The sequence below is a fragment of the Pseudomonas sivasensis genome, from assembly GCF_013778505.1.
GTDB classification, from domain to species: Bacteria; Pseudomonadota; Gammaproteobacteria; order Pseudomonadales; family Pseudomonadaceae; genus Aquipseudomonas; species Aquipseudomonas sivasensis.
Genome location: NZ_JAAOWU010000001.1, coordinates 613,205 through 639,933, shown reverse-complemented (window position 1 = coordinate 639,933; position 26,729 = coordinate 613,205). Strand labels below are relative to the sequence as shown.

The window sequence follows — 26,729 nt, the reverse complement described above, 5'->3', positions numbered from 1 at the left end:
AACGCGGCATACTGGTCACACTTAGTCACGTTCAAGGATCCTGTATGCAGTTGGACCCCGCCAGCGGTTGGTGCCAGGGCATTCGCCATTGCCCTTCGCCCAACTTCAACGAGCGCCCCACAGGCGAAATCTCACTGTTGGTGGTGCATAACATCAGCCTGCCACCGGCGCAGTTCGCCACTGGCAAGGTGCAGGAGTTTTTCCAGAATCGCCTGGATGTCACGGAACATCCCTACTTTGAAGGGATTGCAGAGCTACGGGTGTCTGCGCATTTTCTGATTGAGCGCGACGGCGCGGTGACGCAGTTTGTGTCCTGCATCGACCGCGCCTGGCATGCAGGGGTTTCATGCTACGAAGGGCGTGAAACCTGTAATGACTTTTCCTTGGGTATAGAGCTGGAAGGCACGGATGACCTGCCCTTCACCGACGCCCAATATAGGTCGCTGATCGACCTTACCCTTCAGTTGCTGGCAGCCTATCCCGGTATTACGCCGCAGCGCATATGCGGTCACAGCGATATCGCCCCGGGGCGCAAGACCGATCCCGGCCCCGCTTTTGATTGGACGCGCTTTCGCAGCGCTCTGCAGGATGGAGGACACGCACGATGAGTTTTCTGGTATTGGTGCTGGCGGTGTGGATCGAGAAGTTCTCGGCCATGCGCCAGCGATTGCAGCGTGACGGCGGCTGGTTGCGTGAATTGGCCAAGTTGGAGTCGAGCCCGCGCCTGGGCAAGCAACCTTGGTTGATTCTGGTCCTGTTGGTGTTGCTGCCGGTGGCGTTGCTGGCGTTGTTGCTGCTGGTGCTGGAACCGGTGGCCTATGGCTTGTTGGCGCTGCCGGTGCACCTGCTGGTGGTGATCTACAGCTTGGGCCGTGGTGATCTGTTGGCCGGGCTTGGGCCGTTTCGCGACGCCTGGCGCCGGGGTGATCTGCAAGCTTCCGAGCACGTGGCCGAGCGCGACCTGAAGCTGGGTGCCGACAGCGGTGAGCAACTGCTGGAACGCGTTCAGGGCCATTTGTTGTGGCAGGCTTACCAGAGCTTTTTCGCAGTGATTTTCTGGTACTTCCTGTTGGGGCCGGTCGCCGCACTGGCCTATCGGCTTTTGGCCCTGGCCAGTGAGCACAGCCAGAACCCACTGGTGGCCGAACGCGCCGGGCAATTGCGTCATGCGTTTGACTGGTTGCCGGTGCGCCTGCTGGCGGCCAGCTTTGCCTTGGTGGGCAATTTCGTCGCGGTCAGTCGTGTCATGCTTCACGAGCTGTTGAACTGGGACATCAGCGCCGCGCAACTGGTGGAAAAAGTCGGCCTGGTCGCTGCTGAAATCCCGCCGCCGGTGGTAGGTGCAGACGGCATCAATAGCCTGGATCGGCTTTGGGAGCTGCTGCTGCGCGCGGCTGTGCTGTGGTATGCCGGTTTCGCCATTTGGACTGTGCTGCCTTGACCCTCCGACAGGAGCGAGTCCTTCGCTCCTGTCGTTAACCTTAAGTTACAAAACTCCCTTTCAAATTGAGCTATATAGACAGAGCGCCAAATAGTGGCTTTCTGCCGCCGCCCTGCGCCTCAATAAAAATAAAAGAAAAGGGAGTTCACCTGTGAAGAGCTTGCTCTATCCCGCCATCGCGCTGATGAATCGCCTGAGCTTCGGCATGAAGTTCAGCCTGATCAGCGTGCTGTTCCTGCTGCCGATGCTCGCGACCAACTATTACCTGGTGCGTGATTCCTGGCGCGAATTCCAGGGCACCCGTGTCGAACTGCAAAGCCTTGATCTGCTCGGCAGCAGCCTGGCCCTGCGCCGAGATCTGGAGACCCTGAATAACCAGGTGCAGATCAACGCAACCCTCGGCCAGTCCGGCAAAGCCGGTGACCTTGAGGCCAAGATCGACGCCTTGGAGCAGAGCGTGCTCACCCGTTTGCAAGGCCTCAACCCGATGGCCACCGAGCCCGAGCAAATCACCGTGTTTGAAGGCAAGCGCGACGAACTGATCGCCGCCTTCAAGGCCCAGCAACAGGAAACTTCGTTGCTGAGCAAAAGTGCGCTGATCGGCAAGTTGCTGAATAAAGCGCAGATGCTCAGCCAGATCATTGCCAGCCAATCCGGCTTGAGCCGTGACCCGCAGAGCGATTTACGACAACTCAGCGAACTGATCACCAGTGTCACCCCCCAAGTCACTCAAACCCTGGGAGAGGGGCGGGCGATGGGCGCTTACTCTCTGGGACAGGGCTTCCTCAATTCCTCCTCAAGCACCCGTTTTGACGAACTGCTGCAACAGCTGGAAAAACTCCAGGCCGAATACGGCTTAAAATTGCAGGACGCCCTGGGCTCCAGCAAAGCCGCTCACGCTGCGCTTGATGGCTTGGCGAAGGCCAGCAACGCCAGCCTCAAGCAAGGCAGCGAGTTGTTTGAAGAGCAGGTGGTCATGGCTGAAACCCTCGAAGCTCCTTGGCAGGCTTTCTACGACAGCGTCAGCCAATTGATGGCCAAGACCTATCAGCTCGATGACGCCACCCTGAGTTTTCTCGGGCAGCAACTGGATCAGCGCCTGGCGCAAAACCGTACACACATGGTGGTACTGGTCTCGGCACTGACAGCGGTATTTCTGCTGATCTTCTATCTGTACGCAGGCTTCTACGCCTCGACGCGCACCACCCTGCGACGCCTGGGGGCGATGATGGACAAGGTGGCGGCCGGCGACATGACCGTCACGTTTGTTGCCCAAAGCCGCGACGAGCTGGGCGATCTCGGCCAGGTGTTCAACGGCACCGTGGCGAAAATCCATGACTTGATCGAACGCGTCGGTCACACCGTCAGCCAGGTCGAACTGCAGGCCGGACAAGTGGAAACAGTTTCGGCCCGCAGCAATCAAGCGGTCTCTGGCCAGCGCACGCAAATCGAACAAGTGGCGACGGCCATGAACCAGATGTCGGCCACCGCCCAGGAAGTGGCGCGCAGTGCGGCCGCGGCGGTCAGCAGTGCTCACAGCGTTAACGATGAAACCGTAAGTGGCCGTGGCCTGGTGCAATCCCAGCAGAGCAGCATTGCGCGGCTGGCCTCAGAGATAGATTTGTCAGTGGGGGTCATCAACCAACTGGCCACTGACAGCCAGTCGATCAGCAGCGTGTTGGAAGTCATTAAAAGCATCGCCGAGCAAACTAACCTGCTGGCGCTCAACGCGGCGATTGAGGCCGCGCGGGCTGGTGAGCAGGGACGCGGTTTTGCGGTGGTGGCCGATGAAGTGCGCACGCTGGCTCGGCGCACTCAGCATTCCACCGAAGAAATCGAACAGATGATCAGCCGCCTGCACAGCGGTGTCGGCGCGGCAGTGAAGGCCATGGGCACCAGCCATGAAATGGCCAGCGGTACCGTCGGCCAATCGGAAAAGGTCCAGCAGGCGCTGGAAAATATCCTCGGCGCCGTCGGCATGATCGTCGACCAGAACCAGCAAATCGCTGCCGCCGTGGAACAACAGACTGCCGTCGCCCACGATATCGACCAGAACATCGTCGAAATCAATCGGGCCGGCGAACATGCGGCCCAAGGCGCACATCAGACCGAGGCGGCAAGCCGGCAGCTCTCATTGCAGGTGATCGAGTTGAAGCAATTGATCGGGGCCTTTCGCGTGTAAGGGGGCGGAGTAGGATTGGTCTTCTGGTGATGTAGTTCTCGTCTGGATTTCTCTGGGTGCCTTTTTTGTTCGCGGGAATGAGTGAGAATTTATTTCACTCAATCCCGCTTAAGGGGAGGCACGACGATGACCACCGCCGCTGGCATCAAGGGGCACTGCGCCCATTGCGACATCACGTTTGAACTCAAGCCCTGGCAACTGAATGCCATCGCCATCGAAGAACCCTTCGACTGCCCCTACTGTCAGCATGTGTTGGAACTGAACTGCCCACGGCAATTGCGCCACTTCAAAGCGCTGGACCACTGGGCGCTGGTACGCCCGAGCATGGCGATATTGACCAGCGTGGTGCTGATCGTGGCACTTGTGACTGAATGGGTGGGGCTGATCAGCGTGATCGGCCAGCTCAACGTGTCACTGTTGGTGCTGTTGGTGCATTTCCTGGTGCTGCGCTACGCCCGCCATCGGCAGCGAATGACCCTTAACCTGCAAGCAGTGATCCCGGCCTTACCACTTGAACAGCTCCCACGCATTGCGTGTGCTCGCCTCGGCCAGCAATAGCGGGCTGGTGCCCATGCGTTCGGCGAGGGCGGTGCAGATCTCGGGCAGGTGCTCAGGGCTATTGCGCTGGCCTGGGTACATGGCCGGTGCCATGTCGGGGGCGTCGGTTTCCAGTACCACCGCGTCCAGCGGCAATTGCGCCAGCACCTTGTGCATGCGCAAAGCCTGGGGCCACGTGGCGGCACCGCCGAGGCCGAGCTTGAAGCCCAGCTTGATGTACTCGTGGGCTTCCTCCCGGCTTCCGGCGAACGCGTGGATGATGCCACCTCGTGGCAGGCGGATGCGCTTGAGGGTGGCGATCACGGCTGCGTGGCTGCGGCGTACGTGCAGCAGCGCCGGCAGTTGGAAGTCCACGGCCAGTTTGAGCTGGGCTTCGAACAGGCTCTGCTGGCGTTCGCGGTCCAGGTGTTCAAGGAAGTAATCCAGGCCAATTTCGCCCACCGCACACAGTTGCCGGTGGCCGTGCAGGCGGCTCAGCCAGTCGCCCAATGCCGTGAGGTCGGCGGGACGGTGGTCGTCCAGGTACACCGGGTGCAAGCCGAAAGCCGCGAACAATCCTTCATCCGCCTGCACCAGATCCCACAGTCGCTGCCAATTTTGCTGATACACCCCCAACACCACCATGCGTTGCACCCCGAGTGTACGGCTGCGGGCGAGGACTTGCGGGCGATCGTTGTCGAAGTCCGGGAAGTCCAAGTGGGTATGGGTGTCGATCAGCTCCACGCTCAGGCCTCGTGGATCCGCTGTTTGAAGGTCCGGCCGATCGCATGCACGCCCGGTTGGTACTGTTCTTCTTCAATCGCGGCCAAGGCCAGGCGCAAGGCAGCGTCGGCAATCAGTTGATGTTGCTGGGCCATGGCGTTGACCGGCAGCGGCAGAAAATCCAGCAGTTGGGTGTCACCAAAGGTGCCCAAGCGCAGCGGGCGCGACTTGAGTGGGAAGTCATGCAGCGCGTCAAACACACCCTGCAAGAGCACGTAGGACGTGGTCACCAGTGCGTCAGGCAAATGCCCCAGTCGTTGCAGTAGTTGTTCCATCAACTGTCTGCCGCAATCACGGCTGAAGGATTCGCCGTGTTCGACGATCACCTCGCCTGTGAAGCCTTGCAGCGCTTCACGAAAACCATCGGCACGCTCCTGGCTGATGTTCAGCTCAGGCCGTGCGCCGATCAGCACGATCTGTTTGGGCAGTGGTTGCAGCAGGCTGCTGGTCAGTTGTTGGCACGCCTGGCGGTCGTCGCTGACCACTGAGCAGAACTGGTCTGGTTCCATCACCCGGTCGATAGCGATCACCGGTAAACCTTTGGCTTGCAGCTCGCGGTAGCTGTTATCGCTGGCGGGCAGGCAACTGGCCACGAACAACGCATCGCAACGCCGCGCGCGGAACAGTTGCAGCAGTTGGCGCTCGCTGTCCGCCTCATCGTCGGAACTGGCGATCAGCAACTGGTAGCCGCGCGCGCGGGCGCCTTGTTCCAATAGCTTGGCGATTCGTGCGTAACTGGGGTTTTCCAAGTCGGGCAGAATAAAGCCCAAGGTGCGCGTGTGCCGACTTCGCAGCCCGGCGGCTTGGGGGTTGGGCGTAAAACCATGGGCTTCGACCACGGCACGCACTCGCTCAACGGTGGCGTTGCTGATGCGTTGCTGTTCGGCCTTGCCATTGATGACGTAGCTGGCGGTGGTCACGGACACACCGGCTAGACGCGCGATATCACTGAGTTTCAAACCGGGATTTCCTTGTTTTTTGGAGCTTGCCCCGACATTTTTTCCAATCGTAACCGATTCCAGCCTACGACCCATGTTCCAGCTCAAGTGCCGAGTGGTCCTTCAAGGATGCACAATTAACGCGTAATCTGCCTTAAATTCTAGATTAAACGTTTCAGCCAGCGTATTTTTACGACGTTCGCTACTGAGTGCCTACTGCCAATTGACTACTCAGTCAGTTATTACCGAACGCCTCTACACTGTTTTATTCAAAACAATACCTAGTGCACCCATTGCACTAACTAGGAGAACGGCATGCTTGAGCTCACTGTAGAGCAGATATCCATGGGCCAAGTGGCTGCGGATAAATCTGCTGCCTTGCACCTGCTCGCTGACAAACTGGTGGCTGATGGCCTGGTCGCCGAGGGATACCTCAGCGGCTTGCAAGCCCGTGAAGCCCAAGGCTCGACCTTTCTCGGCCAGGGTATTGCCATCCCCCACGGCACTCCCGAAACCCGCGACCAAGTGTTTTCCACCGGCGTGCGCCTGTTGCAGTTCCCCGAAGGGGTGGACTGGGGCGACGGTCAGATTGTCTACCTGGCCATCGGCATTGCCGCCAAGTCCGATGAACACCTACGCCTGCTGCAACTGCTCACCCGCGCCCTCGGTGAAACCGATCTGGGCCAGGCCTTGCGCCGTGCTGGCAGCGCTGAAGCGTTGCTGAAACTGCTGCAAGGCGCCCCGCAGGAGCTGGCGCTGGACGCGCAGATGATCAGCCTGGGCGTGTCCGCCGATGACTTCGAAGAGCTTGTCTGGAGAGGCGCACGCCTGTTGCGCCAGGCCGATTGTGTGAGCAATGGTTTCGCCGCTGTGTTGCAGCAGGTCGATGCGTTGCCCCTGGGCGATGGCTTGTGGTGGTTGCACAGCGAGCAGACGGTCAAGCGCCCTGGTCTGGCGTTCGTCACGCCCGACAAACCCATGCGCTATCTCGGTCAGCCGCTCAATGGCCTGTTCTGCCTGGCCAGCCTGGGCGAAGCCCATCAGGCGTTGCTTGAACGCCTGTGCGCGCTGTTGATCGAAGGCCGGGGGCAGGAATTGGGTCGCGCCACCAGCAGCCGTGCGGTACTCGAAGTGCTGGGCGGTGAACTGCCGCCGGACTGGCCGAGCGCCCGCATCACCCTGGCCAACGCCCATGGCCTGCACGCGCGGCCGGCGAAGATCCTCGCGCAATTGGCAAAAAGTTTTGAAGGCGACATCCGTGTGCGCATCGTCGATGGCCCCGTGGGCGCCGTGTCGGTGAAGAGCCTGAGCAAGTTGCTCAGCCTGGGCGCCCGTCGCGGCCAGGTGCTGGAGTTTGTCGCCGAGCCGACCATTGCTGGTGATGCGCTGCCCGCGCTGTTGGCGGCAGTAGAAGAGGGCCTGGGTGAAGAGGTCGAGCCATTGCCGACCGCGAGCGCCCAGCCTGCCATCGTTGAGGCCGAACCCACGCTCAGCGCACCGCTGGCCGGCAGCCAGGTCCAGGCCATCGCCGCTGCGCCCGGCATTGCCATCGGCCCTGCGCATGTGCAGATCCAGCAAGTGTTCGATTACCCGCTGCGCGGTGAGTCCTCGGCCATTGAGCGCCAGCGCCTGCAAGATGCACTCGCTGAGGTACGCCGCGATATCCATGGCCTGATCGAGCGCAGCCAATCCAAGGCGATTCGCGAGATTTTTATCACCCACCAGGAAATGCTCGACGACCCGGAACTCACCGATGAAGTCGACACCCGTCTCAAGCAAGGCGAAAGCGCCGAAGCCGCCTGGATGAGCGTGATCGAAGCCGCCGCCAAGCAGCAGGAGTCGTTGCAGGATGCTCTTCTCGCTGAACGCGCCGCCGATCTGCGTGATATTGGTCGGCGGGTGCTGGCCCAACTGTGCGGTGTCGAAACCGCCCAAGAGCCTACCGAGCCCTACATCCTGGTGATGGACGAAGTCGGCCCTTCAGACGTTGCCCGTCTGGACCCGGCTCGCGTTGCCGGCATTCTCACCGCCCGTGGTGGCGCTACGGCCCACAGCGCTATCGTCGCCCGTGCCCTTGGCATCCCCGCGCTGGTCGGCGCCGGTCCGGCCGTGTTGCTGCTGGCTTCCGGCACGCCGCTGTTGCTGGATGGCCAGCGCGGTCGCCTGCACGTGGACGCCGACGCCGCCACCCTGCAACGCGCTACCGTCGAGCGCGACACCCGCGAACAACGCTTGCAAGCCGCCTCGGCCCAGCGTCACGAGCCAGCTGTCACCCGTGACGGCCACGCCGTGGAAGTGTTTGCCAATATTGGCGAGAGCGCAGGTGTTGCCAAAGCGGTCGAGCAGGGCGCCGAAGGCATTGGCCTGTTGCGCACCGAACTGATCTTCATGGCCCACCCGCAAGCCCCGGACGAAGCCACCCAGGAAGCCGAATACCGCCGCGTTCTCGACGGCCTCGACGGGCGCCCGCTGGTGGTGCGCACCCTTGATGTGGGCGGCGATAAACCGTTGCCTTACTGGCCGATTGCCGAGGAAGAAAACCCCTTCCTTGGTGTGCGTGGCATTCGCCTAACGCTGCAACGCCCGCAGATCATGGAGGCGCAATTGCGCGCGCTGTTGCGCTCGGCGGATAACCGTCCCCTTCGCATCATGTTTCCCATGGTCGGCAGCGTGGATGAATGGCGCGCAGCCCGGGACATGACCGAGCGCCTGCGCCTGGAAATCCCGGTGGCCGACCTGCAACTGGGCATCATGATCGAAGTGCCATCCGCTGCGTTGTTGGCGCCGGTGCTGGCCAAAGAGGTCGACTTCTTCAGCGTTGGCACCAACGACCTGACCCAGTACACCCTGGCCATCGACCGTGGCCACCCGACCTTGTCGGCCCAGGCCGATGGCCTGCACCCGGCAGTACTGCAACTGATCGATATCACCGTGCGTGCGGCCCATGCCCATGGCAAATGGGTCGGCGTATGCGGCGAGCTGGCGGCAGACCCGCTGGCGGTGCCGGTGCTGGTCGGGCTGGGTGTGGATGAGTTGAGTGTGTCCGCCCGCAGCATTCCTGAAGTGAAGGCGCGGGTGCGTGAATTCAGTCTGAGCGAGGCCCAGGGCCTGGCGCAAAAAGCACTGGCGGTGGGTTCTCCTGCTGAAGTGCGTGCCCTTGTGGAGGCCGTGTAAATGGCAAGGATTCTAAGCCTGACGCTGAACCCGGCGTTGGACCTTACGGTGCGCCTGCCGCGCCTGGAACCCGGTGAAGTCAACCGCAGCGACACCGTGCTCACCCATGCCGCCGGCAAGGGTGTGAATGTGGCGCAAGTGTTGGCAGATCTTGGGCATCAGGTGACCGTGGGCGGCTTTCTGGGGGAGGACAATCCTCAAGCTTTTGAGGCCCTGATCGCGCGCCGTGGTTTTGCTGACGCGTTTATCCGCGTCCCCGGCGAAACCCGCAGCAATATCAAGATTGCCGAGCAGGACGGCCGGGTCACCGACATCAACGCGCCAGGGCCGCTGGTCAGTGAGCAGGCGCAACAGGCGTTGCTCGATCAACTCACGCGAATTGCCCCCGGGCATGACGCGGTGGTGGTCGCCGGCAGCTTGCCTCGCGGCGTCACCCCGCAGTGGTTGCATGGGGTGTTGGTGCAGTTGAAACACCTCGGTTTGAAAGTCGCGCTGGACACCAGCGGCGAAGCGTTGCGCGCCGGTTTGCAGGCGGGCCCATGGTTGGTCAAACCCAATACTGAGGAACTCGCCGACGCTCTGGATAACGCTGCGGATGCCATCAGCCAACTGCATCAACAAGGTGTGGAACATGTGGTGGTCTCCGACGGTGCCGCAGGCGTGAGCTGGTACAGCTCGGGCGCCACACTGCATGCGACGCCGCCCAAGGTCGCGGTGGCCAGCACCGTAGGCGCCGGCGACTCGCTGCTGGCCGGCATGCTCCACGGTCTGCTCAGCGGCGAAGCCCCCGAGCACACCCTGCGCCGCGCCACTGCGATTGCTGCGATGGCGGTGACGCAGATCGGTTTTGGCATCAGCGATGACGCGCAGTTGGCGCACCTCGAAAGCGGCGTCCTCGTACGCCCGCTGACAGAACAATAAGAGGGTTTGTGATGAAGTTAGCCATTGTTACTGCCTGCCCGAACGGCATGGTCACCAGTGTGCTGTGTGCCCGCTTGTTGGACGCTGCCGCGCAACGCCAGGGTTGGAGCACCAGCGTTGAAGTGGTGGATGTGCAGCACCCGGAACGCGCGCTGTCCCAGGCGACCATCGACGCTGCCGAGTGGGTGTTGCTGGTCAGCAGCACGCCGGTGGATATGCAGCGCTTTGTTGGCAAGCGCGTGTTCCAGAGCACGCCGGCCCAAGCGCTGGCGGATGTTGAAGCGGTATTGCGGCGGGGCGCTGAAGAAGCACTGGTGCATGTCGCCAGCCAAGCGCCAGCGGCGTCGAAGCAGGCACCGCGTATCGTCGCGGTTACCGCTTGCCCCACTGGCGTGGCCCATACCTTCATGGCCGCCGAAGCCTTGCAGCAGACGGCCAAGCGCCTGGGCTATGACTTGCAGGTCGAGACCCAAGGCTCGGTCGGCGCACGCACGCCGCTGAGCCCGGAGGCTATCGCCAACGCGGACGTGGTGTTGCTCGCGGCGGACATTGAAGTCGCCACCGAGCGCTTCGCCGGCAAGAAGATCTACCGCTGCGGCACCGGCATTGCCCTCAAGCAATCCGAAGCGACCCTTAACAAGGCCTTGGCCGAAGGCGCCGTGGAAAACGCGGGCAACGCTGCCGTGGCCAAGAAAGAAAAAACCGGCGTGTACAAACACCTGCTCACCGGGGTGTCGTTCATGTTGCCGATGGTGGTGGCGGGCGGCTTGTTGATCGCTTTGTCGTTTGCCTTTGGCATTCACGCGTTCGAGCAGGAAGGTACTTTGGCGGCCGCGTTGAAAACCGTCGGCAACAGCGCCTTTACGCTGATGGTGCCGCTGTTGGCGGGTTATATCGCGTACTCGATTGCCGACCGTCCGGGTATCGCACCGGGTATGATCGGCGGCCTGTTGGCCGGCACGTTGGGGGCGGGGTTTATCGGCGGCATCCTTGCCGGTTTCCTGGCGGGTTACTGCGTCAAGTTGATCACCCGTGCTGTGCAATTACCGCAAAGCATGGAGGCGCTCAAGCCGATCCTGATCATCCCGTTGCTGGCGAGCCTGATTACCGGCCTGGCGATGATCTATCTGGTGGGCCCGCCTGTGGCGCGCATGCTGACCAGTCTCACGGATTTCCTCAGCACCATGGGCACCACCAATGCGGTGCTGTTGGGCATCCTGCTGGGCGGCATGATGTGCGTGGATCTGGGCGGGCCGATCAACAAGGCAGCCTATGCGTTTTCGGTGGGTTTGCTGGCAGCGTCCAGTGGGGCGCCGATGGCCGCGACCATGGCGGCCGGCATGGTGCCGCCGATTGGCATGGGCATCGCAACGTTCCTGGCGCGTCGTAAATTTGCCCAGACCGAGCGCGAAGCCGGCAAGGCCGCGATGATCCTTGGCCTGTGCTTTATCTCTGAAGGCGCGATCCCGTTTGCGGCTAAAGACCCGCTGCGGGTGATCCCGGCCAGCATCGCCGGTGGCGCGTTGACTGGCGCTTTGTCGATGTATTTCGGCTGCAAACTCGCCGCGCCCCATGGTGGGCTGTTTGTGCTGGTGATCCCGGGTGCGATCAACCACGCGCTCTTTTACCTGTTGGCGATTGTCGCGGGTAGCCTGTTGACCGGTTTGGTCTATGCCGTGATCAAACGTCCTGAAACGGTGGAACTGGCTGTCGCACCGGTGTCATAAGCGCGTGCTTAAGTGGCCCTTTTGATACTCAAGAGGGCACCTGCATGAGCCATTTCGATCTGGGCCGGCGCCGTGTGATGCAAGTCGTCGGCGCCGGCCTTTTGCTGCCGGGTCTGGCGCCGGCGGTGATTGCTTCGGTGAAGGACCGGCCGCAACTCACCGACGGCGTACAGTCCGGCGACCTACTGGGCGACCGCGCCCTGATCTGGAGCCGCAGCGACCGCCCGGCGAGGATGGTGGTGGAGTGGGACACCCGCAGCGTGTTCAGCAACCCACGCCGATTCATCTCGCCTTTGGCCGACAACCGCAGCGACTTCACCGCCCGCGTCGAACTCACCGGGCTGCCCGCCGACCAGGCGATCTTCTACCGTGTGCACTTCGAAGACGCGCAAACCGGTGTCGCCAGCGAGCCGTGGTTCGGCCACCTGCGCAGCGTGCCGCAACAGCGTCGCGACATCCGGTTTGTGTGGAGTGGCGACACCGTCGGCCAAGGCTTCGGCATCAACCCGGACATCGGCGGCATGCGCATCTACGAAGCCATGCGCCTGCGCTTGCCGGACTTCTTTATCCACAGCGGCGACACCATCTACGCCGACGGCCCGGTGCCGGCGCAACTGCCCACCGAAGGCGGACGCATCTGGCGCAATATCACCACCGAGGCCAAGAGCAAAGTTGCTGAAACCCTCGACGAATACCGCGGCAACTACCGCTATAACCTGCTGGATGAAAACGTACGCCGCTTCAATGCTGAAGTGCCGCAGATCTGGCAGTGGGACGACCACGAGGTTGTGAACAACTGGTCGCCCAGCAAGCAACTCGATGAGCGTTACCAGACCAAGGACATCAACACCCTGGTCGGTCGTGCGCGCCAGGCCTGGTTGGAATATGCGCCGATGCGTTTGCAGGGCGCCGATGGCGGCGGGCGGATTTATCGCAAGCTAAGCTACGGGCCGCTGCTGGATGTGTTTGTGCTGGATATGCGCAGCTATCGCGGCGGCAACGATGACAATCTGGGCGGTGAAAAACCCTTCCTTGGCCGCGAACAGCTGGACTGGCTCAAGCGCGAACTCAAGGCTTCGACGGCGCAATGGAAAGTGATCGCCGCCGACATGCCCATTGGCCTGGGTGTGCCCGACGGTGAAGTCAGCCCCGGCGTGCCGCGCTGGGAGGCGATTGCCAATGGTGACCCCGGCCCGGCGCAAGGGCGCGAGCTGGAAATCGCCGAACTGTTGGCATTTCTGCGCGCGCAGAAGGTACGTAATCATGTGTGGCTGACGGCGGATGTGCACTACTGCGCGGCGCATCACTATCACCCGGATCGGGCGGCGTTTCAGGATTTTGAGCCGTTCTGGGAGTTTGTTGCCGGGCCTTTGAATGCGGGCAGCTTCGGCCCGAACCCCTTGGATAAAACCTTTGGCCCTGAGGTGGTGTTCGAGAAGGCCCCACCCGCGCAGAACACCTCGCCGTTTGCCGGGTTTCAGTTTTTTGGCGAAGTGCAGATTGATGGGCAGACAGCGGAGTTGACTGTGACTTTGCGCGACCTGGATGGGGTCTCGGTATTCCAGCAAAAACTGCAACCGGTCTGACTTGAAATGCACTCTAAATGAGGGAGGAGGCTTGCCCCCTCCCTCATTGGATCACATCAGTAGACATCCCGGCGGTAGCGGCCTTGTTCGATCAAGCGCTCCACCGCTTCACTTCCCAGTATGTCGACCAGCGCCTGATCCACCCCGGCCGCCATCCCCTGCAAACTTCCGCACACGTAAATCGCTGCGCCATCGGCCAGCCATTTGCGCAGCACATCGGCCGATTCGCGCAGGCGGTCCTGCACGTAAATCTTCTCTTCCTGATCGCGGGAGAATGCCAGGTCCAGCAACGCCAAATCACCGCTGGCCAGCCAGCCTTGCAGTTCGTCCTGGCACAGGTAGTCGTGGGCGATATTGCGTTCGCCGAACAGCAGCCAGTTGCGCTGCTGGCCATCGGCAATCCGCGCCTTGAGCAAGCTGCGCAAGCCCGCCAGGCCGGTGCCATTGCCCAGCAGGATCAGCGGCACTGGGACGTTCGGCAGGTGGAAGCCACTGTTACGCCGCAGGCGCAGGCTGATGCCCGTGCCGAGGGCTGCGTGTTCGGTGAGCCAGCCGGAACCCAGGCCCAGGCTGCCGTCGGGGTGGCGTTCCTGGCGCACGATCAACTCCAGCACGCCGTCGCTGGCAATCGAGGCGATGGAGTATTCGCGCATGCCCAAGGGCGCCAATGCGTTCACCAGCGCCTGGGCATGCATGCCCACCAGATGCGCACGGTTTCCCGGCAGTTGGCGCGTGGCCAGGGCTTGAGCGAGTGGAGTGGACAAACCGTCGATCAACACGCCATCGGTGCCGGTAAGGCCAAGCCCACTCAGGAAGTGCTCAATGGCCCATGGGCAGTTGCGGGGCAGCACTTCTACCAAATCGCCGGCTTGCCAGCTTTGTGGCGAAGGCGGGGTGAGGCCGAGCAGGTAAACGTCCGAGCCCGTGCTGTTGCGGTTGAGCAGGCTGCGTTGGGTGAGTGTCCAGTGTTCGTACTGGGCCGTCGGCCATGCAGCGGCCGGTGCCTGACCGGTTAACTGTCCGAGCTCTTGTTGCCAATGCAGCAGCGCGGCCGTGTCGCCGCTGTCCACTTCCACCGGGGCGAACAGCGGGTTGCCGCCCTGGTTGGTCAGCCAGAAATGCAGGCGCCGGGCAAAGCCGCAGAAGTGTTCGTACTGACGATCACCCAGGGCCAGCACCGAGTAATTCAGGCCCTTGAGGGACAGGTCCTGGCCGAGCACTGAGCGTTCAAAACCACGGGCGTTGTCCGGGGCTTCGCCGTCGCCGAAGGTGCTGACCACGAACAGCGCATTTTCTGATTGGCGCAGGTCGTCCTGGCTCACACTGCCCAAGGACTGCACTTTCACTGGCAGGCCAGCTGCCTGCAATTGTCCGGCGGTCTGCCAGGCCAGTTGCTCGGCAAACCCGCTCTGGCTGGCAAAGCCGATCAGCCAGGCCGGAGCGTCGCTGTGGTTGGCGCTTAGGCCGTTGCGGGCGTCGCGCACCTGGCGTTTTTTGCGGCGACGGTCCAGGTACAGCAACCAGCCAGTGATGAAGAACAGCGGCATCAGCAATGAGCTGACGGTAAGGATGATTCGCCCGGCCAGGCCGAAGTAACTGCCGGTGTGCAGCGCATAGATGCTGGTCAGCAACTGCGCCTTGAAGCTTTTGCTGGCGTACTGGTCATGGGATTTGACCTCGCCGGTGGCCGGGTCCAGGTTGATCTGGTTGAGGGCACGGTCATGGGGCGAGTCTTTCAGCAGGTAGTAGACGGTCGCCGGTTGCCCTGCAACGGCGGGCATGCGGATGTTATAGGCATTCAAACCCGGGCCGGCCTGGCTGTAGATGCTGCTCCACATCGCGTCATAGTTGGCTACCGGTGCTGGGCCTTCCGGCGGCGGGCCGCGCTTGCGCATCCGCTCGGTTTGCGGCGCATCGGACAGCAGTTTGTTCAGGCCCTGGCTGTACCAGTCATAGGACCAGGACAACCCGGTGAGCGCCGCGAGCAAGTACGCCAGCAGGCACCAGGTGCCGAATACCGAGTGCAGGTCCCAGTTGAAACTGCGGCCTTTTTTGCGCCAGTCCAAGGTCAGCCACACACGCCAGTTTGCCACCTGGCGCGGCCAGCGCAGGTACAGGCCGGACAGGCAGAAAAACACCAGGATCAGCGTGCAGGCGCCCGTGATATTTCGCCCGGTTTCACCCATGGCGAGGAAGCGGTGCAGTTGCAGGATAAAACCGAAGAAGTCCTGGCCAACCGCGTCGCCCATGTAGTCGCCGGTGTAGGGATCGAAGTAGCGCAGTTGGCCACGTCGCTCACCCGGCGGTGGGGTAAAGAACACGCGCGCGGCGTTGCCACTTTCGCTTTCCACGAACAGCATGGACACGGTCTTGCCTTCGGTGGCTTCCAGTTTGCGCACCAGTTCGGCAGGCGGAAGCACGCCGGCTTCGCGTTTTTCTACGCTCAGTACGTGGGGGTTGAGAGCCCGCAGTAGTTCATCCTGGAACGAGACCGCAGCCCCGGTGATCCCCATCAAGGCCAGCACCAGCCCGGCAGTAATGCCGAAAAACCAGTGCAACTGGAACAGGGTTTTCTTCAACACGTCTGACCGCCTCGTCTATCTGGGTATGTAGGGCACGGCGCGCATTATGCCGTGGCCTGTCGAGAAACATTCTGTTTAACACGCAAAAGCCCCACGCATCCGATGCGTGGGGCTTTTTGCTATGTGGAGCGGTGTTTAGAAGTGGAAGCTGGTGGACACCAGCGCCGTGCGCCCAGCCGCCTGGTTGGCGAAGTGCGAGGCGTAGGCCTTGTCGTAATAAGTCTTGTCCGTGAGGTTTTGCACGTTCAACTGCAGGTCGACGTTTTTGGTCAGCTTGTAGCTGGCCATGGCGTCGTAGCGAGTGTAGGACGGCACGTACACGGTGTTGGCCGCATCGCCATAAACCTGGTCGACGTAGAACGCGCCACCGCCGACGGTCAGCTTCGGCGTTACGTCGTACGTGGTCCACAGGCTGAAGGCGTTCTTCGGGGTGTTGGGCATTTGGTTGCCTTTGTTGGAACCGGCCTGGACCACGCCCTGGCGGTTACCGTTTTTGCCTGGGTCAACCAGTTCGGCTTGCAGGTAGCTGTAGCCGGCGAACACTTGCCATTGATCGGTGATCTTGCCGCTGGCCGACAGTTCCAGGCCATCGACTCGCGACTCGCCCGCGGTTTCGTAGGTGTTGGAATCCACCAGGATGCGGGTGTTTTTCTTCTCGGTGCGGAACACCGCTGCAGCCAGGGACAGGCGGTTGTGGAAAAGGTCCCACTTGGTGCCCAGCTCGTAGTTGACGGTTTCTTCGGGTTTCAGGTCGCTGGTGTTGATACCGGTTGGGATCGCGTTGTTGTCGACGCCTTCACCCACCAGGCCGCCGGCCGGCGATGCCGAAGTGGCGTAGGAGGTGTAGATGCTGCCGTTGTCCAACGGCTTCCAGACCAGACCGGCTTGCCAGTTGAAGAACTGGCTGTCGTCCTTGACCTTGCTGCGTGCCTTGACCGTCGAGGAGGGCACGGCATTGGTGTTGGCTTCGGTGTCGAAGGTGTCGTAGCGCAGGCCGACGTTCAGCAACCATTTCGGGTCCAGCTCAATGGTGTCGAACACGTAGGCGGCGCGGCTGGTGGCCTTGGTGTTGGTGCCGTTGTAGTTGCGCGCGATGCTGCCGGTCCATGCGTCATCCGGGTTCGGGTTGCTCAGCGAGGTGCACTGACCGCCCAGGCTGCCGGCGGCCACGGTACAGGTCGGGTTGGTGTTCGGGCTGACGGTGTAACCGCTGACGCGGGTTTCTTCGCCGGTGAATTCCAGACCGGTGGAGTAACTGTGCTTGAAGCCCAGGGCCTGGAAGTTGCCGAACAGGTCGGTCTGGTTGGTGGTGGTCGTGGTGGTCGACACGCGGGTGTTGGCGCGGCGCCAAACGGTACCGAAACGGTTGACGTTGCGCTGGCTGTCGTCGGGCTGGGTAAGGACGTAGTCCTGGCCGGTGCTGCCATGGCGCAGGGTGTTTTTCAGCGTCATGTCGTCGTTCAGGTCGTGCTCAATGGAGATTGTGCTGATGTCGGCGCGGGTCTTTCGGAAGTCACGATCCTTGAGACCGTAGAAGTTATTGCTGTCGCCGCCGTCGGTGGGCTTGTCATGGCCGTGGGTGGTGGCGGTCGACGAGCTATAGCCGTAGGGAATGCCCGAATCCGGCAGGTCGTTGCTTTCCATGTGGTAGTAGCTGAGGTTGACGCGGGTCGGGGTGCCCAGGCCAAAGGTCAGCGACGGGGCCACGCCCCAACGGTCGTAATTCACGGCGTCACGGCCGGCCACGTTCTGCTCATGGGTCATCAGGTTCAGGCGGAACGCGGCGCTGTCGTCGAGGAACTGGCGGTTTACATCGAGCACGTAGCGACGGGTCTGGTCGGAACCGTAGGTGAAACCGCCGTTGGTGAAGTCCCGGGCTTGCGGGGTTTTGCTCACCAGATTGAGGCTGCCACCGGCCGAGCCACGACCGCCGAAAGAGGAGTTCGGGCCTTTGCTGACTTCAATGGACTCGATGTCGAAAATCTCACGGCTCTGGCCGCCGGTGTCGCGAACACCGTCCAGGTAGGTGTCACCCTGGGCATCGAAGCCGCGGATGAATGGACGGTCACCTTGAGGGTTGCCGCCTTCGCCGGCGCCGAAGGTAATGCCCGGTACGGTGCGCAAGGCATCCTGCAACGAGGTAGCGGCGGTGTCCTTGAGTACTTGTTGCGGCACGACGGTGACGGAACGTGGCGTGTCCACCAGAGGCGCAGTGTATTTCTGCGAAGAGGCTTTCTCGACCTGGTAGGAGGTGGCGTCCTGTTCTTCCCCGGTGATGCTGGTGGCGCCCAGGGAGATGCTGTTGCGCTGGCCTTTTTGTTCTGTGTCTTCGGCCGCTTGCGCCATATGGGCGACAGAACTGGCACCGAGGGCGACGCCGATGGCCGAGGCCAGCAAACGCGGTGAACTGGCAGTTGTTTTTAGCGTAGTGCGCGACATGACGTGTCCTTTCCCCAAGGATGTGAGGCCGCGGAATATAGGGTGAACAAGTATTCATATCAATTGCGATACATTGCTAATTGCGCTGAATTTACATTCTTTACACTTTTGGCTTACGGTTTTTACAGACTCGTCCGTCATGGCGTTTTACAGGGCGGATAAGAATCAATACCATTGGCGCCTCTCTGCCTACAGGTATTGCCCCATGCTGCTGCACATTCCCGGCCTGTTCTCTCGCGAGGAAGTGCAGCGCATCCGCCAAGCCCTGGAAAGTGCCGATTGGGCCGACGGAAAAATTACCGCTGGGCATCAGTCCGCCAAAGCCAAACACAATCTGCAATTGCCCGAAGGCCACCCGCTGGCCAAGGAAATCGGCGCGGCGATGCTCGAACGTTTGTGGCAAAACCCTCTGTTCATGTCAGCGGCGTTACCACACAAGGTGTTCCCTCCGTTGCTGAACTGCTACACCGCCGGTGGCAGTTTCGACTTCCATATCGACAACGCCGTGCGTCAGCCTAAAGGCAGTCACGAGCGGGTGCGCACCGACCTTTCATCCACGCTGTTTTTCAGCGACCCGGATGAATACGACGGCGGCGAACTGGAGATCCAGGACACTTTCGGTCTGCAACGGGTCAAGTTGCCCGCCGGCGACATGGTGCTGTACCCCGGCTCCAGCCTTCACAAAGTCAACGCCGTAACCCGTGGCGCGCGCTATGCCTCGTTCTTCTGGACCCAAAGCCTGGTGCGCGAAGACAGCCAGCGCACGTTGCTGTTCGAGATGGACGGCGCGATCCAGCAACTGACCCGCGACGTGCCCGATCATCCCGCGCTGATTCAGCTCACCGGCACCTATCACAACCTGCTGCGTCGCTGGGTAGAGGTCTGAGCATGGGCTTCCTATTGCGCCGCGAAGAGGTGCTCAACGTCGAACAACTGCAAGGCATGCTCGACGACTCACCGGTACGCGCCGCCCAGGCGATTCTGATCGCAGCGAAGGAAGGTGTGGTGGATGCCCAGGCCTTGCTCGGGCAAATCCTGCTGGAGGGACGCGGCATTGCACGCGATGAAGCGCTGGCATTGCGCTGGTTCCGCATTGCGGCTCAGAGCGGGCATTTGATGGCTCGTAATATGGCCGGGCGTTGCCTTGAGCATGGCTGGGGCTGTGCCGTCGATGAAGCGGCGGCGGTGCGGGAGTACCGCTTGGCGGCGCAGGCCGGATTGGATTGGGGGCAGTACAACTACGCCAACTTACTGGCGACCGGCCGTGGTGTTGCTGAAGATCAGCAGCAAGCACTGATGCGTTATCGCCAGGCGGCGGAGCAGGGGCACGCCAAGTCGATGAACCTGCTGGGGCGCTACCTGGAAGAAGGCCAGTTTTGCCCGAAGGACCTGGATGCAGCCGTTGAGTGGTACCGCCGCTCAGCCGAAGGCGGGGATTTTCGCGGGCAGTTCAGTTATGCGGCGGTGTTGGCTGACAGAGGCCAGATCGAGGCGGCGCTGGAGTGGCTGCGCAAGGCGTTGGCGGGCGGTAATCTGAAGTTCCTGCGCACGGCGCACAAGGCGCTGGCAGCGGCGAATGATCCGCGTATTCGTGCGATGGCGCAGGCCTATCAACAGCGGGCTGCGATGCTTTCATAGTGCACAAAAGCTTTTAACAGTCCGTGGCATAGAAACTGACATTACTTCGCTGGCGAAAAGGATTTACACATCGTCATCATTGCCTCACACGAGCCTGCTTATACGTTAAGCGGGCTTTTTCATTGGTGTGTCTCGTGTGTATAAAAAAGCGCATTGCCTAATGGCGGTGTGTAATATACACACTGAAGGGTGAGGCGATGAGAAGTCGAGAGGTGATTGAGCTGCTGGTTGCGGATGGTTGGTTTGAGGTGGCAGTAAAGGGCAGTCATCACCAGTTCAAGCACCCGGTGAAGCGAGGGCGAGTGACCGTTCCTCATCCCAAGTCGGAAATTGCAAAGGGCACTTTGCACAGTATTTTCAAGTCAGCAGGTCTCAAGTGATGGCCCCGATTGATGAGTTGAATGAGTTCTGTGAGGCTCGTTCAAAGGAGGAACAATGAAGTTTCCCGTGGTAGTACATAAAGATGCTGACTCGGACTACAGCGTGACGGTCCCCGACGTACCAGGGTGTTTTTCGGCTGGTGGGTCGTTTTCCGAAGCGCTGGATAATGTCCGTGAGGCACTCGCACTGCATCTGGAAGGGCTGGTTGCAGACCAGGAAACACTTCCCCATGCGCAGGAGGTTGATGCCCATTGGGATAACCCGGATTTTGCCGGTGGCGTATGGGCGATAGTCGACTTTGATCTCACCCCTTATCTGGGGAGATCGGTGCGGTTCAATGCTTCTTTGCCGGAACAGTTGTTGCAGCGCATTGATGAGCGAGTGCAAAAGGATCACCGCTATGCGTCGCGGTCAGGGTTTCTGGCGACGGCGGCGTTGCGTGAGTTATCTGCGTGACGCAACGGGTGATGACAAATCACAGGCATAAAAAAACCCATGACACGTCATGGGTTTTTTATTGGCCGGCTACTTACACGTAGAACGACTTCAGCGGCGGAAAGCCATTGAACTCAACTGCGCTGTAGCTGGTGGTGTAGGCACCGGTCGACAACCAGTACAAACGATCACCGATGGCCAGGTTCAGCGGCAGGCCGTACTTGTAGTTTTCGTACATGATGTCGGCGCTGTCACAGGTTGGGCCGGCGATGACCACTTCTTCCATCTCGCCTTTCTTCTCGGTCCAGATCGGGAACTTGATGGCTTCGTCCATGGTTTCGATCAGGCCGGAGAACTTGCCCACATCCGTGTACACCCAACGCTCGACGGCGGTACGGGACTTACGTGCAACCAACACCACTTCGCTGACCAGGATACCGGCGTTGGCGATCAACGAACGGCCTGGCTCCAGGATGATTTCCGGCAGGTCGTCGCCGAAGTCTTCCTTGAGGAAGCGGATGATTTCTTCAGCGTAGGTTTCCAGGCTGTTGGTGCGGGTGATGTAGTTGGCCGGGAAGCCGCCGCCCATGTTGATCAGCTTGAGGTGGATGTTGTCTTCTTCCTTCAGGCGCTCGAAGATCACTTTGACCTTGGCGATTGCCGCGTCCCACACGCTGATGTCGCGCTGCTGGGAGCCTACGTGGAACGAGATACCGTACGGCACCAGGCCCAGGTCACGGGCGAGGATCAGCAGGTCCATGGCCATGTCGGTCTGGCAGCCGAACTTGCGCGACAGAGGCCAGTCAGCGGTGGTCGAGCCTTCGGTGAGGATGCGCACATACACTTTCGAACCCGGCGCGGCCTTGGCGATATTGCGCAGGTCGGCTTCGGAGTCGGTGGAGAACAGGCGCACGCCCTTCTCGTAGAAGTAGCGAATGTCCTTGGATTTCTTGATGGTGTTGCCGTAGCTGATACGGTCGGCGCTGACGCCACGGTCCATGACCTTGTCCAGCTCATAGATCGAGGCGATGTCGAAGCTCGAACCCTTGTCTTTCAACAGGTCGATGATCTCGACGGCAGGGTTGGCCTTGACCGCGTAATACACCTTGGCGAATTCGAAACCGGCGCGCAGGTCATCGTAGGCCTGGCTGATCATGGCGGTGTCGATTACCACGAACGGGGTTTCTTGCTTGTCGGCGAACGCCTTCAGTTTGTCAAAAGTGGCGCGCGCGAAATAATCTTCGACGTTGATCGACATGCTGGGAACTCCTAAGGGCAAACTAAAATTAGCAATGGGTGCAAATGAACGTCCTCCGTATCCCCACTTTGGTTCGCCTACTTCCCAAGGCATGTCGCCGAAAGCAAAAAGGCCATGGGATCAACTGCGTCCCTTGGCCTTGCTGTCTCGTCGTCAGTACTTGAGCCGGATGGATCGTTTCCAGCATGGACGTTCGGCGCGAACTTTAGGGCGTGAGGGGCTTGAGATCAACTAAAAATGTCGCGTTTTTGCACGCGTTCGTCGCGCGATGGCGTGCAGCTACTTATGTAACCGACAGGTGTGACGGATTGATGTTCCCCAAAAGGGGAAATTTGAAGGCGTTTCAGCGCTTTCGTGGCGAAGGAGCAAGTGCCTTCGCCACGAAGGCTATCAGCGTGGGCGAGTCAGCCAACAAACCGTCAGAACGGAATCAGGCTGAAGCTGTGGGTCTTCCTAATGTTCGGGTATTGAGCCGTGGAAACGGTAAATGAAACGTTTGTAGTGCTCTGTACATTCCTTACCGTCAGCGTACCGTTCAATGGCCCCGGGCCTGATGCGAAGCTGGCCCCTGATGTGCTTGTACTCCAGGTTGTGGTGACGTTTGGAATCGCGGTGCCGCGTTCGTCCACGAGCTGGGCAGCGATCGTCAATGTGAAGTCGTTGCCTTGTTTGACACGCTGTGGATCAGCGATTCCACCGATGATCATTGCCGCTGGGGCCCGGGATTCTTCCCCAGAAATTGGAGTGGCCGATTCTTTCGTACTCATAGGGAGCCTCGTAGGTTCAAGACGTTAGGTGCAAGAGCGTTTCGATGTGTCGAGGCGCATTGGAACCTATTCCTGAATCCTTGGAACCTGTGAGTTCTGACAGTCTTTAAGGCTTAGTTAGAATGAGATTTGCGCGGCTTATCGCGTCCTGACTCGGCTCATGCACTGCCGGGTTTGTGGAAAACTCGAACAGTGATGGGCCGTTTCAGCGTGAATGGGTCTAACTGTGCATCAGCTCAAGGCTGTCTCAGCCGGCGAAACGATACTGGTCTTGCCCCCACGGGACTTACCGGAGCTCAGGTACTCGGCAATCGACTCCTGGGTCACTTCACCCAGGAACACCCGCTCGGCATCCATCACCGGCAGCCACGAACGGTTGAACTCGTACATACGCGACAACAGGATGCGCAAGTGCTCGTCATACGCCGCCGTGGCGTTGAATTCGCGCAGGTACTGGCCACAAGTGCCGGTCTGACGGTGCAGGTCGCGACGTCGTACATAACCCAGCGCTTTGTTCTCGGCGCAGGTGACGACCACATAGCGGCGGTCGGTTTCGTCCATCAGCTCCAGGGCATCGGCCACCGGGGTTTCCGGGCTCACCGACGGGGCGTTGTCCGCCGCGTCTTCGGCCTTCACCAGCAGCAGGCGCTTGAGGGTGCTGTCCTGGCCGACGAAGTTGCTGACGAACTCATCGGCCGGGTGCGCCAGCAGCGTATCCGGATGGTCGATCTGCAGCAGCTTGCCGGCGCGGAAGATCGCGATCTTGTCACCCAGTTTGATGGCTTCGTCGATGTCGTGGCTGACCATGATCACGGTCTTGTTCAGCGCGCGTTGCATCTCAAAGAACTCGTTCTGGATCATCTCGCGGTTGATCGGGTCGACCGCGCCGAATGGCTCATCCATCAGCAGCAACGGCGCATCGGCCGCCAGTGCGCGAATCACGCCGATCCGCTGTTGCTGGCCGCCCGACAGTTCACGCGGATAGCGGTGCAGATACTGCTTAGGCTCCAGCTTGATCATGCTCATCAACTCGCGGGCGCGGTCGTGGCATTTTTGCTTGTCCCAACCCAGCAGCTTGGGCACGACCACGATGTTTTCCTCGATGGTCATGTTCGGGAACAGGCCGATCTGCTGGATCACATAGCCGATGTTGCGACGCAGGGTCACTTCGTCGAGGTCGGTGGTGTCTTCGCCGTTGATCAGGATCTTGCCCGAGGTCGGCTTGATCAGGCGGTTGATCATTTTCAGCGTTGTGCTCTTACCGCAGCCCGAAGGGCCGAGGAATACGCAAATCTCGCCTTCGTTGACGGTCAGGCTTACGTCGTTCACGGCCGAAACAGTTTTGCCGTTGCTTTGAAAAGTCTTGGTCAGGTTTTGAAGTTCGATCATTTGAGCAGTCCTTTTGGAGTCAGCGAGCGTTGCAGCCATTGCAAAAGCAGGTCGGCGAAGATGGCCAGGAGACTGACCAGCACTGCGCCAACGATCAGCATCGACATGTCGCTGCGGCTGATGGAAGCCAGAATAAGTACACCCAGGCCACCGGCGCCGATGGTGGCGGCGATGGTCATGACGCCAATGTTCATCACCACGGCGGTGCGCACACCGGCGAGGATCACCGGCACGGCGATGGGCAGTTCGACCATGCGCAGGCGCTGGCCGAAGGTCATGCCGATGCCTTTGGCGGCCTCGCGAATGCCCGGTTCGACGCCGGTCAGCGCCAAGTAGGTGTTACGCATGATCGGCAACAGGGAGTAGAGGAACACGGCGGTGATCGCCGGCATCGGTCCCAGGCCCTGGCCGAACTTCGAGTAGAACGGCAGCAGCAGGCCGAACAGCGCGATGGACGGTACGGTCAGCAGTACCGTTGCGCTGGCTTGCAGCGGGCCAGCCAAGGTCGGGAAGCGCGTCATCAGCACGCCCAGGGGCACACCCACGACAATTGCCAGAATTACCGCGATGCCGACCAGGGTGATGTGCTGCCAGGTCAGGTGCAGGACTTGGGCCCAATCAAGATGGGAAAAGGCGTTCAGGAATTCCATGTCTTCTCCTTCTTAGTTGATGGGATGTTGGCGCAGGAAATCGGCGGCAACAGCGGATGGGCTTTCATGGTCGACGTCGACCCGCGCATTCAGCTGGCGCATGGTTTCGTCGTCGAACAGAGTGGCCAGCGGCTTGAGCTCGGCAGCCAGTTGCGGGTGCTTGTCGAGGTATTCCTGACGCACCACCGGCGCGGCGGTGTAGTCCGGGAAGTAGTGCATGTCATCCGCCAGCAGCTTGAGCTTGAAGGCGTTCAGGCGACCGTCGGTGGTGTAGACCAAACCGGCAAACACCTGGCCATTACGCAAGGCGGTGTAGACCAGGCCGGCGTCCATCTGCCGCGTGTTCTTGCGGGTCAGGTTCATGTCATACAGCTTGACCATGCCGGCCAAGCCGTCGGAGCGGTTGGCGAACTCGGTGTCCAGGGCCACCAAGCGGTGTTCCTTGGTGTCTTGCGCCATGGCTTTGGTGAGGTCGCTGATGCTGTTGATCTCAGGATGCTCTTCAGCCACTTTCTCTGGCAGTGCCAGTGCGTAGGTGTTGCTGAAGCGCGATGGCGAGAGCCAGACCAGGCCTTTTTTCGCGTCGAGTTCTTTGACCCGAGCGTAGGACTGTTCGCTGTTGAGCTTCTCGTCGATGTGGTTGTAGGCCACCAGCGACACGCCGGTGTATTCCCAGATCAGATCCAGTTGCCCGCTTTCCTGGGCACTGCGCGCCAGGTTGCTGCCCAGGCCGCCGGTCACGCGGGTGTCGTAACCCTTGGTGCGCAGGTACTGGGAAGTGATTTCGGCCAGCAGGGTCTGTTCGGTGAACACCCGTGCGCCGATGCGGATCACCGGTTTTTCAGCGGCTTGCGCAATACCTGCCAACAGCAGGGCGCAGCTCAATATCAAGGTCAGTTTTTTCATGTGAATTCCTTTGCAAAGCCTTAAGACGGACGCAACCCGCGTTCCAGCCAGAGGCGGCTGGCCATGGTCACCAGACCGTCAAGCAGCAAGGCCAGCAACGCGGTGCACGCGGCGCCGAGCAGCAATTGCGGCTGATTGTTCAGGGCGATGCCGGGGAAGATCAGACTGCCGAGGCTGTTTGCACCAATCAGGAACGCGAGCGGCGCAGTACCCACATTGATCGCCAGGGCCACGCGCACGCCGCCGATGATGATCGGCACGGCGTTGGGCAATTCCACGCGAAACAGCACTTGGCGAGGCGTCATGCCGATGCCGGTGGCCGCTTCTTTCAGTGAGCCTTGAACGTTTTTCAGGCCTTCGTAGGTGTTGCGCACGATGGGCAGGAGGGACGCGAGAAACAACGCGAAGATGGCCGGACCACTGCCGATGCCGAGGACGCCGAGGGCGATGGCCAGTACGGCCAGGGGAGGGACGGTGTTACCGATGTTGAAGATCTGCATGAAGCGTTCTGCGCGCCCGACCATGTTCGGTCGGCTGAGCAGGATACCGGCGGGGATGCCCACAATCAGGGCCGCCAGCATGGACACTAGAACAAGGATCAAATGAGCTTGCAGGTAAAACAACAAATCGTCGCGGTACAGTTCGATCGTGTTGATGCCGATCCAGTGGACCAGCAGGGCCAGGAGAGCGACGACAACCACTCCTCCTATCAGCCCTTTGCCATAGCGAATAGCCACAGGCGGACTCCTTTTTTCTTTTGTCGGCGAACACATTTCCGAGCGGCAATGCCATTCCTGGCTGTCGGCGAATGTGGTCGCGAAAAGCAGCTCGTCCATACCGGCAACGCGGTATCAATCCGAGCCATGAGCGCAGCCTCGTCAGGCTAACTTGCTGATTTATCAGCCCCTGTTCCGAGTGCGGTAGCAGGGGAGTGGACGTCTCTACCTTTTAAAAGGTTCCATACTTGGCAGCATTTAGCCACCCCCAATCGGGTG

General features: G+C 60.7%; 22 protein-coding genes. 12 read left to right on the top strand and 10 right to left on the bottom strand.

Annotated elements, in window-relative coordinates:
- Nucleotides 1–44 precede the first annotated feature (44 nt).
- The 4 genes from ampD to G9Q84_RS02835 all read left to right on the top strand — a co-directional run bounded on the left by ampD (nt 45) and on the right by G9Q84_RS02835 (nt 4,181).
- Nucleotides 45–608: a 1,6-anhydro-N-acetylmuramyl-L-alanine amidase AmpD gene (ampD, locus tag G9Q84_RS02850; RefSeq protein WP_099601103.1), complete on the top strand. Its 564-nt coding sequence runs from the start codon at nt 45–47 to the stop codon at nt 606–608.
- Nucleotides 605–1,441, top strand: coding sequence for a regulatory signaling modulator protein AmpE (ampE, locus tag G9Q84_RS02845; protein ID WP_095183802.1), 837 nt, complete (start codon nt 605–607; stop codon nt 1,439–1,441). The genes ampD and ampE overlap by 4 nt, the downstream gene beginning before the upstream one ends.
- A gap of 151 nt (nt 1,442–1,592) precedes the next feature.
- Nucleotides 1,593–3,623 (top strand): methyl-accepting chemotaxis protein, encoded by a 2,031-nt coding sequence (locus tag G9Q84_RS02840; RefSeq protein ID WP_181642860.1) that lies wholly within the window; start codon nt 1,593–1,595, stop codon nt 3,621–3,623.
- 126 nt (nt 3,624–3,749) lie between these two features.
- Complete coding sequence (locus tag G9Q84_RS02835) at nt 3,750–4,181, top strand: hypothetical protein (RefSeq protein ID WP_032886205.1); 432 nt, start codon at nt 3,750–3,752, stop codon at nt 4,179–4,181.
- Here G9Q84_RS02835 and G9Q84_RS02830 read toward each other — a convergent pair.
- Nucleotides 4,128–4,904, bottom strand: coding sequence for a TatD family hydrolase (locus G9Q84_RS02830; RefSeq protein WP_099601105.1), 777 nt, complete (start codon nt 4,902–4,904; stop codon nt 4,128–4,130). The genes G9Q84_RS02835 and G9Q84_RS02830 overlap by 54 nt on opposite strands.
- 2 nt (nt 4,905–4,906) lie before the next feature.
- Nucleotides 4,907–5,902, bottom strand: a complete 996-nt coding sequence (cra, locus tag G9Q84_RS02825) for a catabolite repressor/activator (protein ID WP_095183806.1) — start codon at nt 5,900–5,902, stop codon at nt 4,907–4,909.
- Nucleotides 5,903–6,196: 294 nt separating this feature from the next.
- Between cra and ptsP the strand changes: the two genes are divergently transcribed.
- Genes ptsP through G9Q84_RS02805 form a run of 4 tightly spaced genes read left to right on the top strand, consistent with a single transcriptional unit; the run spans nt 6,197 to nt 13,289 of the window.
- Nucleotides 6,197–9,055: a phosphoenolpyruvate--protein phosphotransferase gene (gene ptsP, locus G9Q84_RS02820; RefSeq protein ID WP_122680383.1), complete on the top strand. Its 2,859-nt coding sequence runs from the start codon at nt 6,197–6,199 to the stop codon at nt 9,053–9,055.
- Complete coding sequence (pfkB, locus tag G9Q84_RS02815) at nt 9,056–9,976, top strand: 1-phosphofructokinase (RefSeq protein WP_032886209.1); 921 nt, start codon at nt 9,056–9,058, stop codon at nt 9,974–9,976.
- 11 nt (nt 9,977–9,987) lie between these two features.
- Complete coding sequence (locus tag G9Q84_RS02810; protein ID WP_095183809.1) at nt 9,988–11,703, top strand: PTS fructose-like transporter subunit IIB; 1,716 nt, start codon at nt 9,988–9,990, stop codon at nt 11,701–11,703.
- 44 nt (nt 11,704–11,747) lie between these two features.
- Nucleotides 11,748–13,289 (top strand): alkaline phosphatase D family protein, encoded by a 1,542-nt coding sequence (locus G9Q84_RS02805; protein WP_032886211.1) that lies wholly within the window; start codon nt 11,748–11,750, stop codon nt 13,287–13,289.
- A gap of 56 nt (nt 13,290–13,345) precedes the next feature.
- Here the strand turns inward: G9Q84_RS02805 and G9Q84_RS02800 are convergent, their stop codons facing one another.
- Both G9Q84_RS02800 and G9Q84_RS02795 read right to left on the bottom strand, forming a co-directional pair.
- Nucleotides 13,346–15,871, bottom strand: a complete 2,526-nt coding sequence (locus G9Q84_RS02800) for a PepSY domain-containing protein (protein WP_181642859.1) — start codon at nt 15,869–15,871, stop codon at nt 13,346–13,348.
- A 135-nt stretch (nt 15,872–16,006) separates the two neighbouring features.
- Nucleotides 16,007–18,310: a TonB-dependent receptor gene (locus tag G9Q84_RS02795; RefSeq protein ID WP_181642858.1), complete on the bottom strand. Its 2,304-nt coding sequence runs from the start codon at nt 18,308–18,310 to the stop codon at nt 16,007–16,009.
- 205 nt (nt 18,311–18,515) lie between these two features.
- Here G9Q84_RS02795 and G9Q84_RS02790 point away from each other — a divergent pair, with 205 nt between their 5' ends.
- From G9Q84_RS02790 to G9Q84_RS02775, 4 genes are all read left to right on the top strand, one after another.
- Nucleotides 18,516–19,196, top strand: a complete 681-nt coding sequence (locus tag G9Q84_RS02790; RefSeq protein ID WP_032886214.1) for a Fe2+-dependent dioxygenase — start codon at nt 18,516–18,518, stop codon at nt 19,194–19,196.
- 2 nt (nt 19,197–19,198) lie between these two features.
- Entirely contained in the window at nt 19,199–19,948 is a 750-nt protein-coding gene (locus G9Q84_RS02785) for a tetratricopeptide repeat protein (RefSeq protein ID WP_181642857.1), read from the top strand.
- Nucleotides 19,949–20,145: 197 nt separating this feature from the next.
- Nucleotides 20,146–20,328, top strand: coding sequence for a type II toxin-antitoxin system HicA family toxin (locus G9Q84_RS02780; protein WP_095183815.1), 183 nt, complete (start codon nt 20,146–20,148; stop codon nt 20,326–20,328).
- A gap of 55 nt (nt 20,329–20,383) precedes the next feature.
- A complete protein-coding gene (locus tag G9Q84_RS02775) occupies nt 20,384–20,785 on the top strand; it encodes a type II toxin-antitoxin system HicB family antitoxin (RefSeq protein ID WP_095183816.1) in 402 nt (133 codons plus the stop codon).
- 73 nt (nt 20,786–20,858) lie between these two features.
- Here G9Q84_RS02775 and G9Q84_RS02770 read toward each other — a convergent pair whose 3' ends face one another.
- From G9Q84_RS02770 to G9Q84_RS02745, 6 genes are all read right to left on the bottom strand, one after another.
- Nucleotides 20,859–22,022: a type III PLP-dependent enzyme gene (locus tag G9Q84_RS02770; RefSeq protein ID WP_181642856.1), complete on the bottom strand. Its 1,164-nt coding sequence runs from the start codon at nt 22,020–22,022 to the stop codon at nt 20,859–20,861.
- A gap of 419 nt (nt 22,023–22,441) precedes the next feature.
- A complete protein-coding gene (locus tag G9Q84_RS02765) occupies nt 22,442–22,789 on the bottom strand; it encodes a hypothetical protein (protein WP_181642855.1) in 348 nt (115 codons plus the stop codon).
- Between the two features lie 231 nt (nt 22,790–23,020).
- Nucleotides 23,021–24,178 (bottom strand): osmoprotectant ABC transporter ATP-binding protein OsmV, encoded by a 1,158-nt coding sequence (locus tag G9Q84_RS02760; protein WP_032886218.1) that lies wholly within the window; start codon nt 24,176–24,178, stop codon nt 23,021–23,023.
- Nucleotides 24,175–24,828: an ABC transporter permease gene (locus G9Q84_RS02755; protein ID WP_027604864.1), complete on the bottom strand. Its 654-nt coding sequence runs from the start codon at nt 24,826–24,828 to the stop codon at nt 24,175–24,177. The genes G9Q84_RS02760 and G9Q84_RS02755 overlap by 4 nt, the downstream gene beginning before the upstream one ends.
- A gap of 12 nt (nt 24,829–24,840) precedes the next feature.
- The gene (locus G9Q84_RS02750) at nt 24,841–25,734 is read right to left on the bottom strand and encodes a glycine betaine ABC transporter substrate-binding protein (RefSeq protein WP_032886219.1); all 894 of its coding nucleotides are present in this window, start codon (nt 25,732–25,734) and stop codon (nt 24,841–24,843) included.
- 20 nt (nt 25,735–25,754) lie between these two features.
- Nucleotides 25,755–26,507, bottom strand: coding sequence for an ABC transporter permease (locus G9Q84_RS02745; protein ID WP_242460935.1), 753 nt, complete (start codon nt 26,505–26,507; stop codon nt 25,755–25,757).
- Nucleotides 26,508–26,729 lie beyond the last annotated feature (222 nt).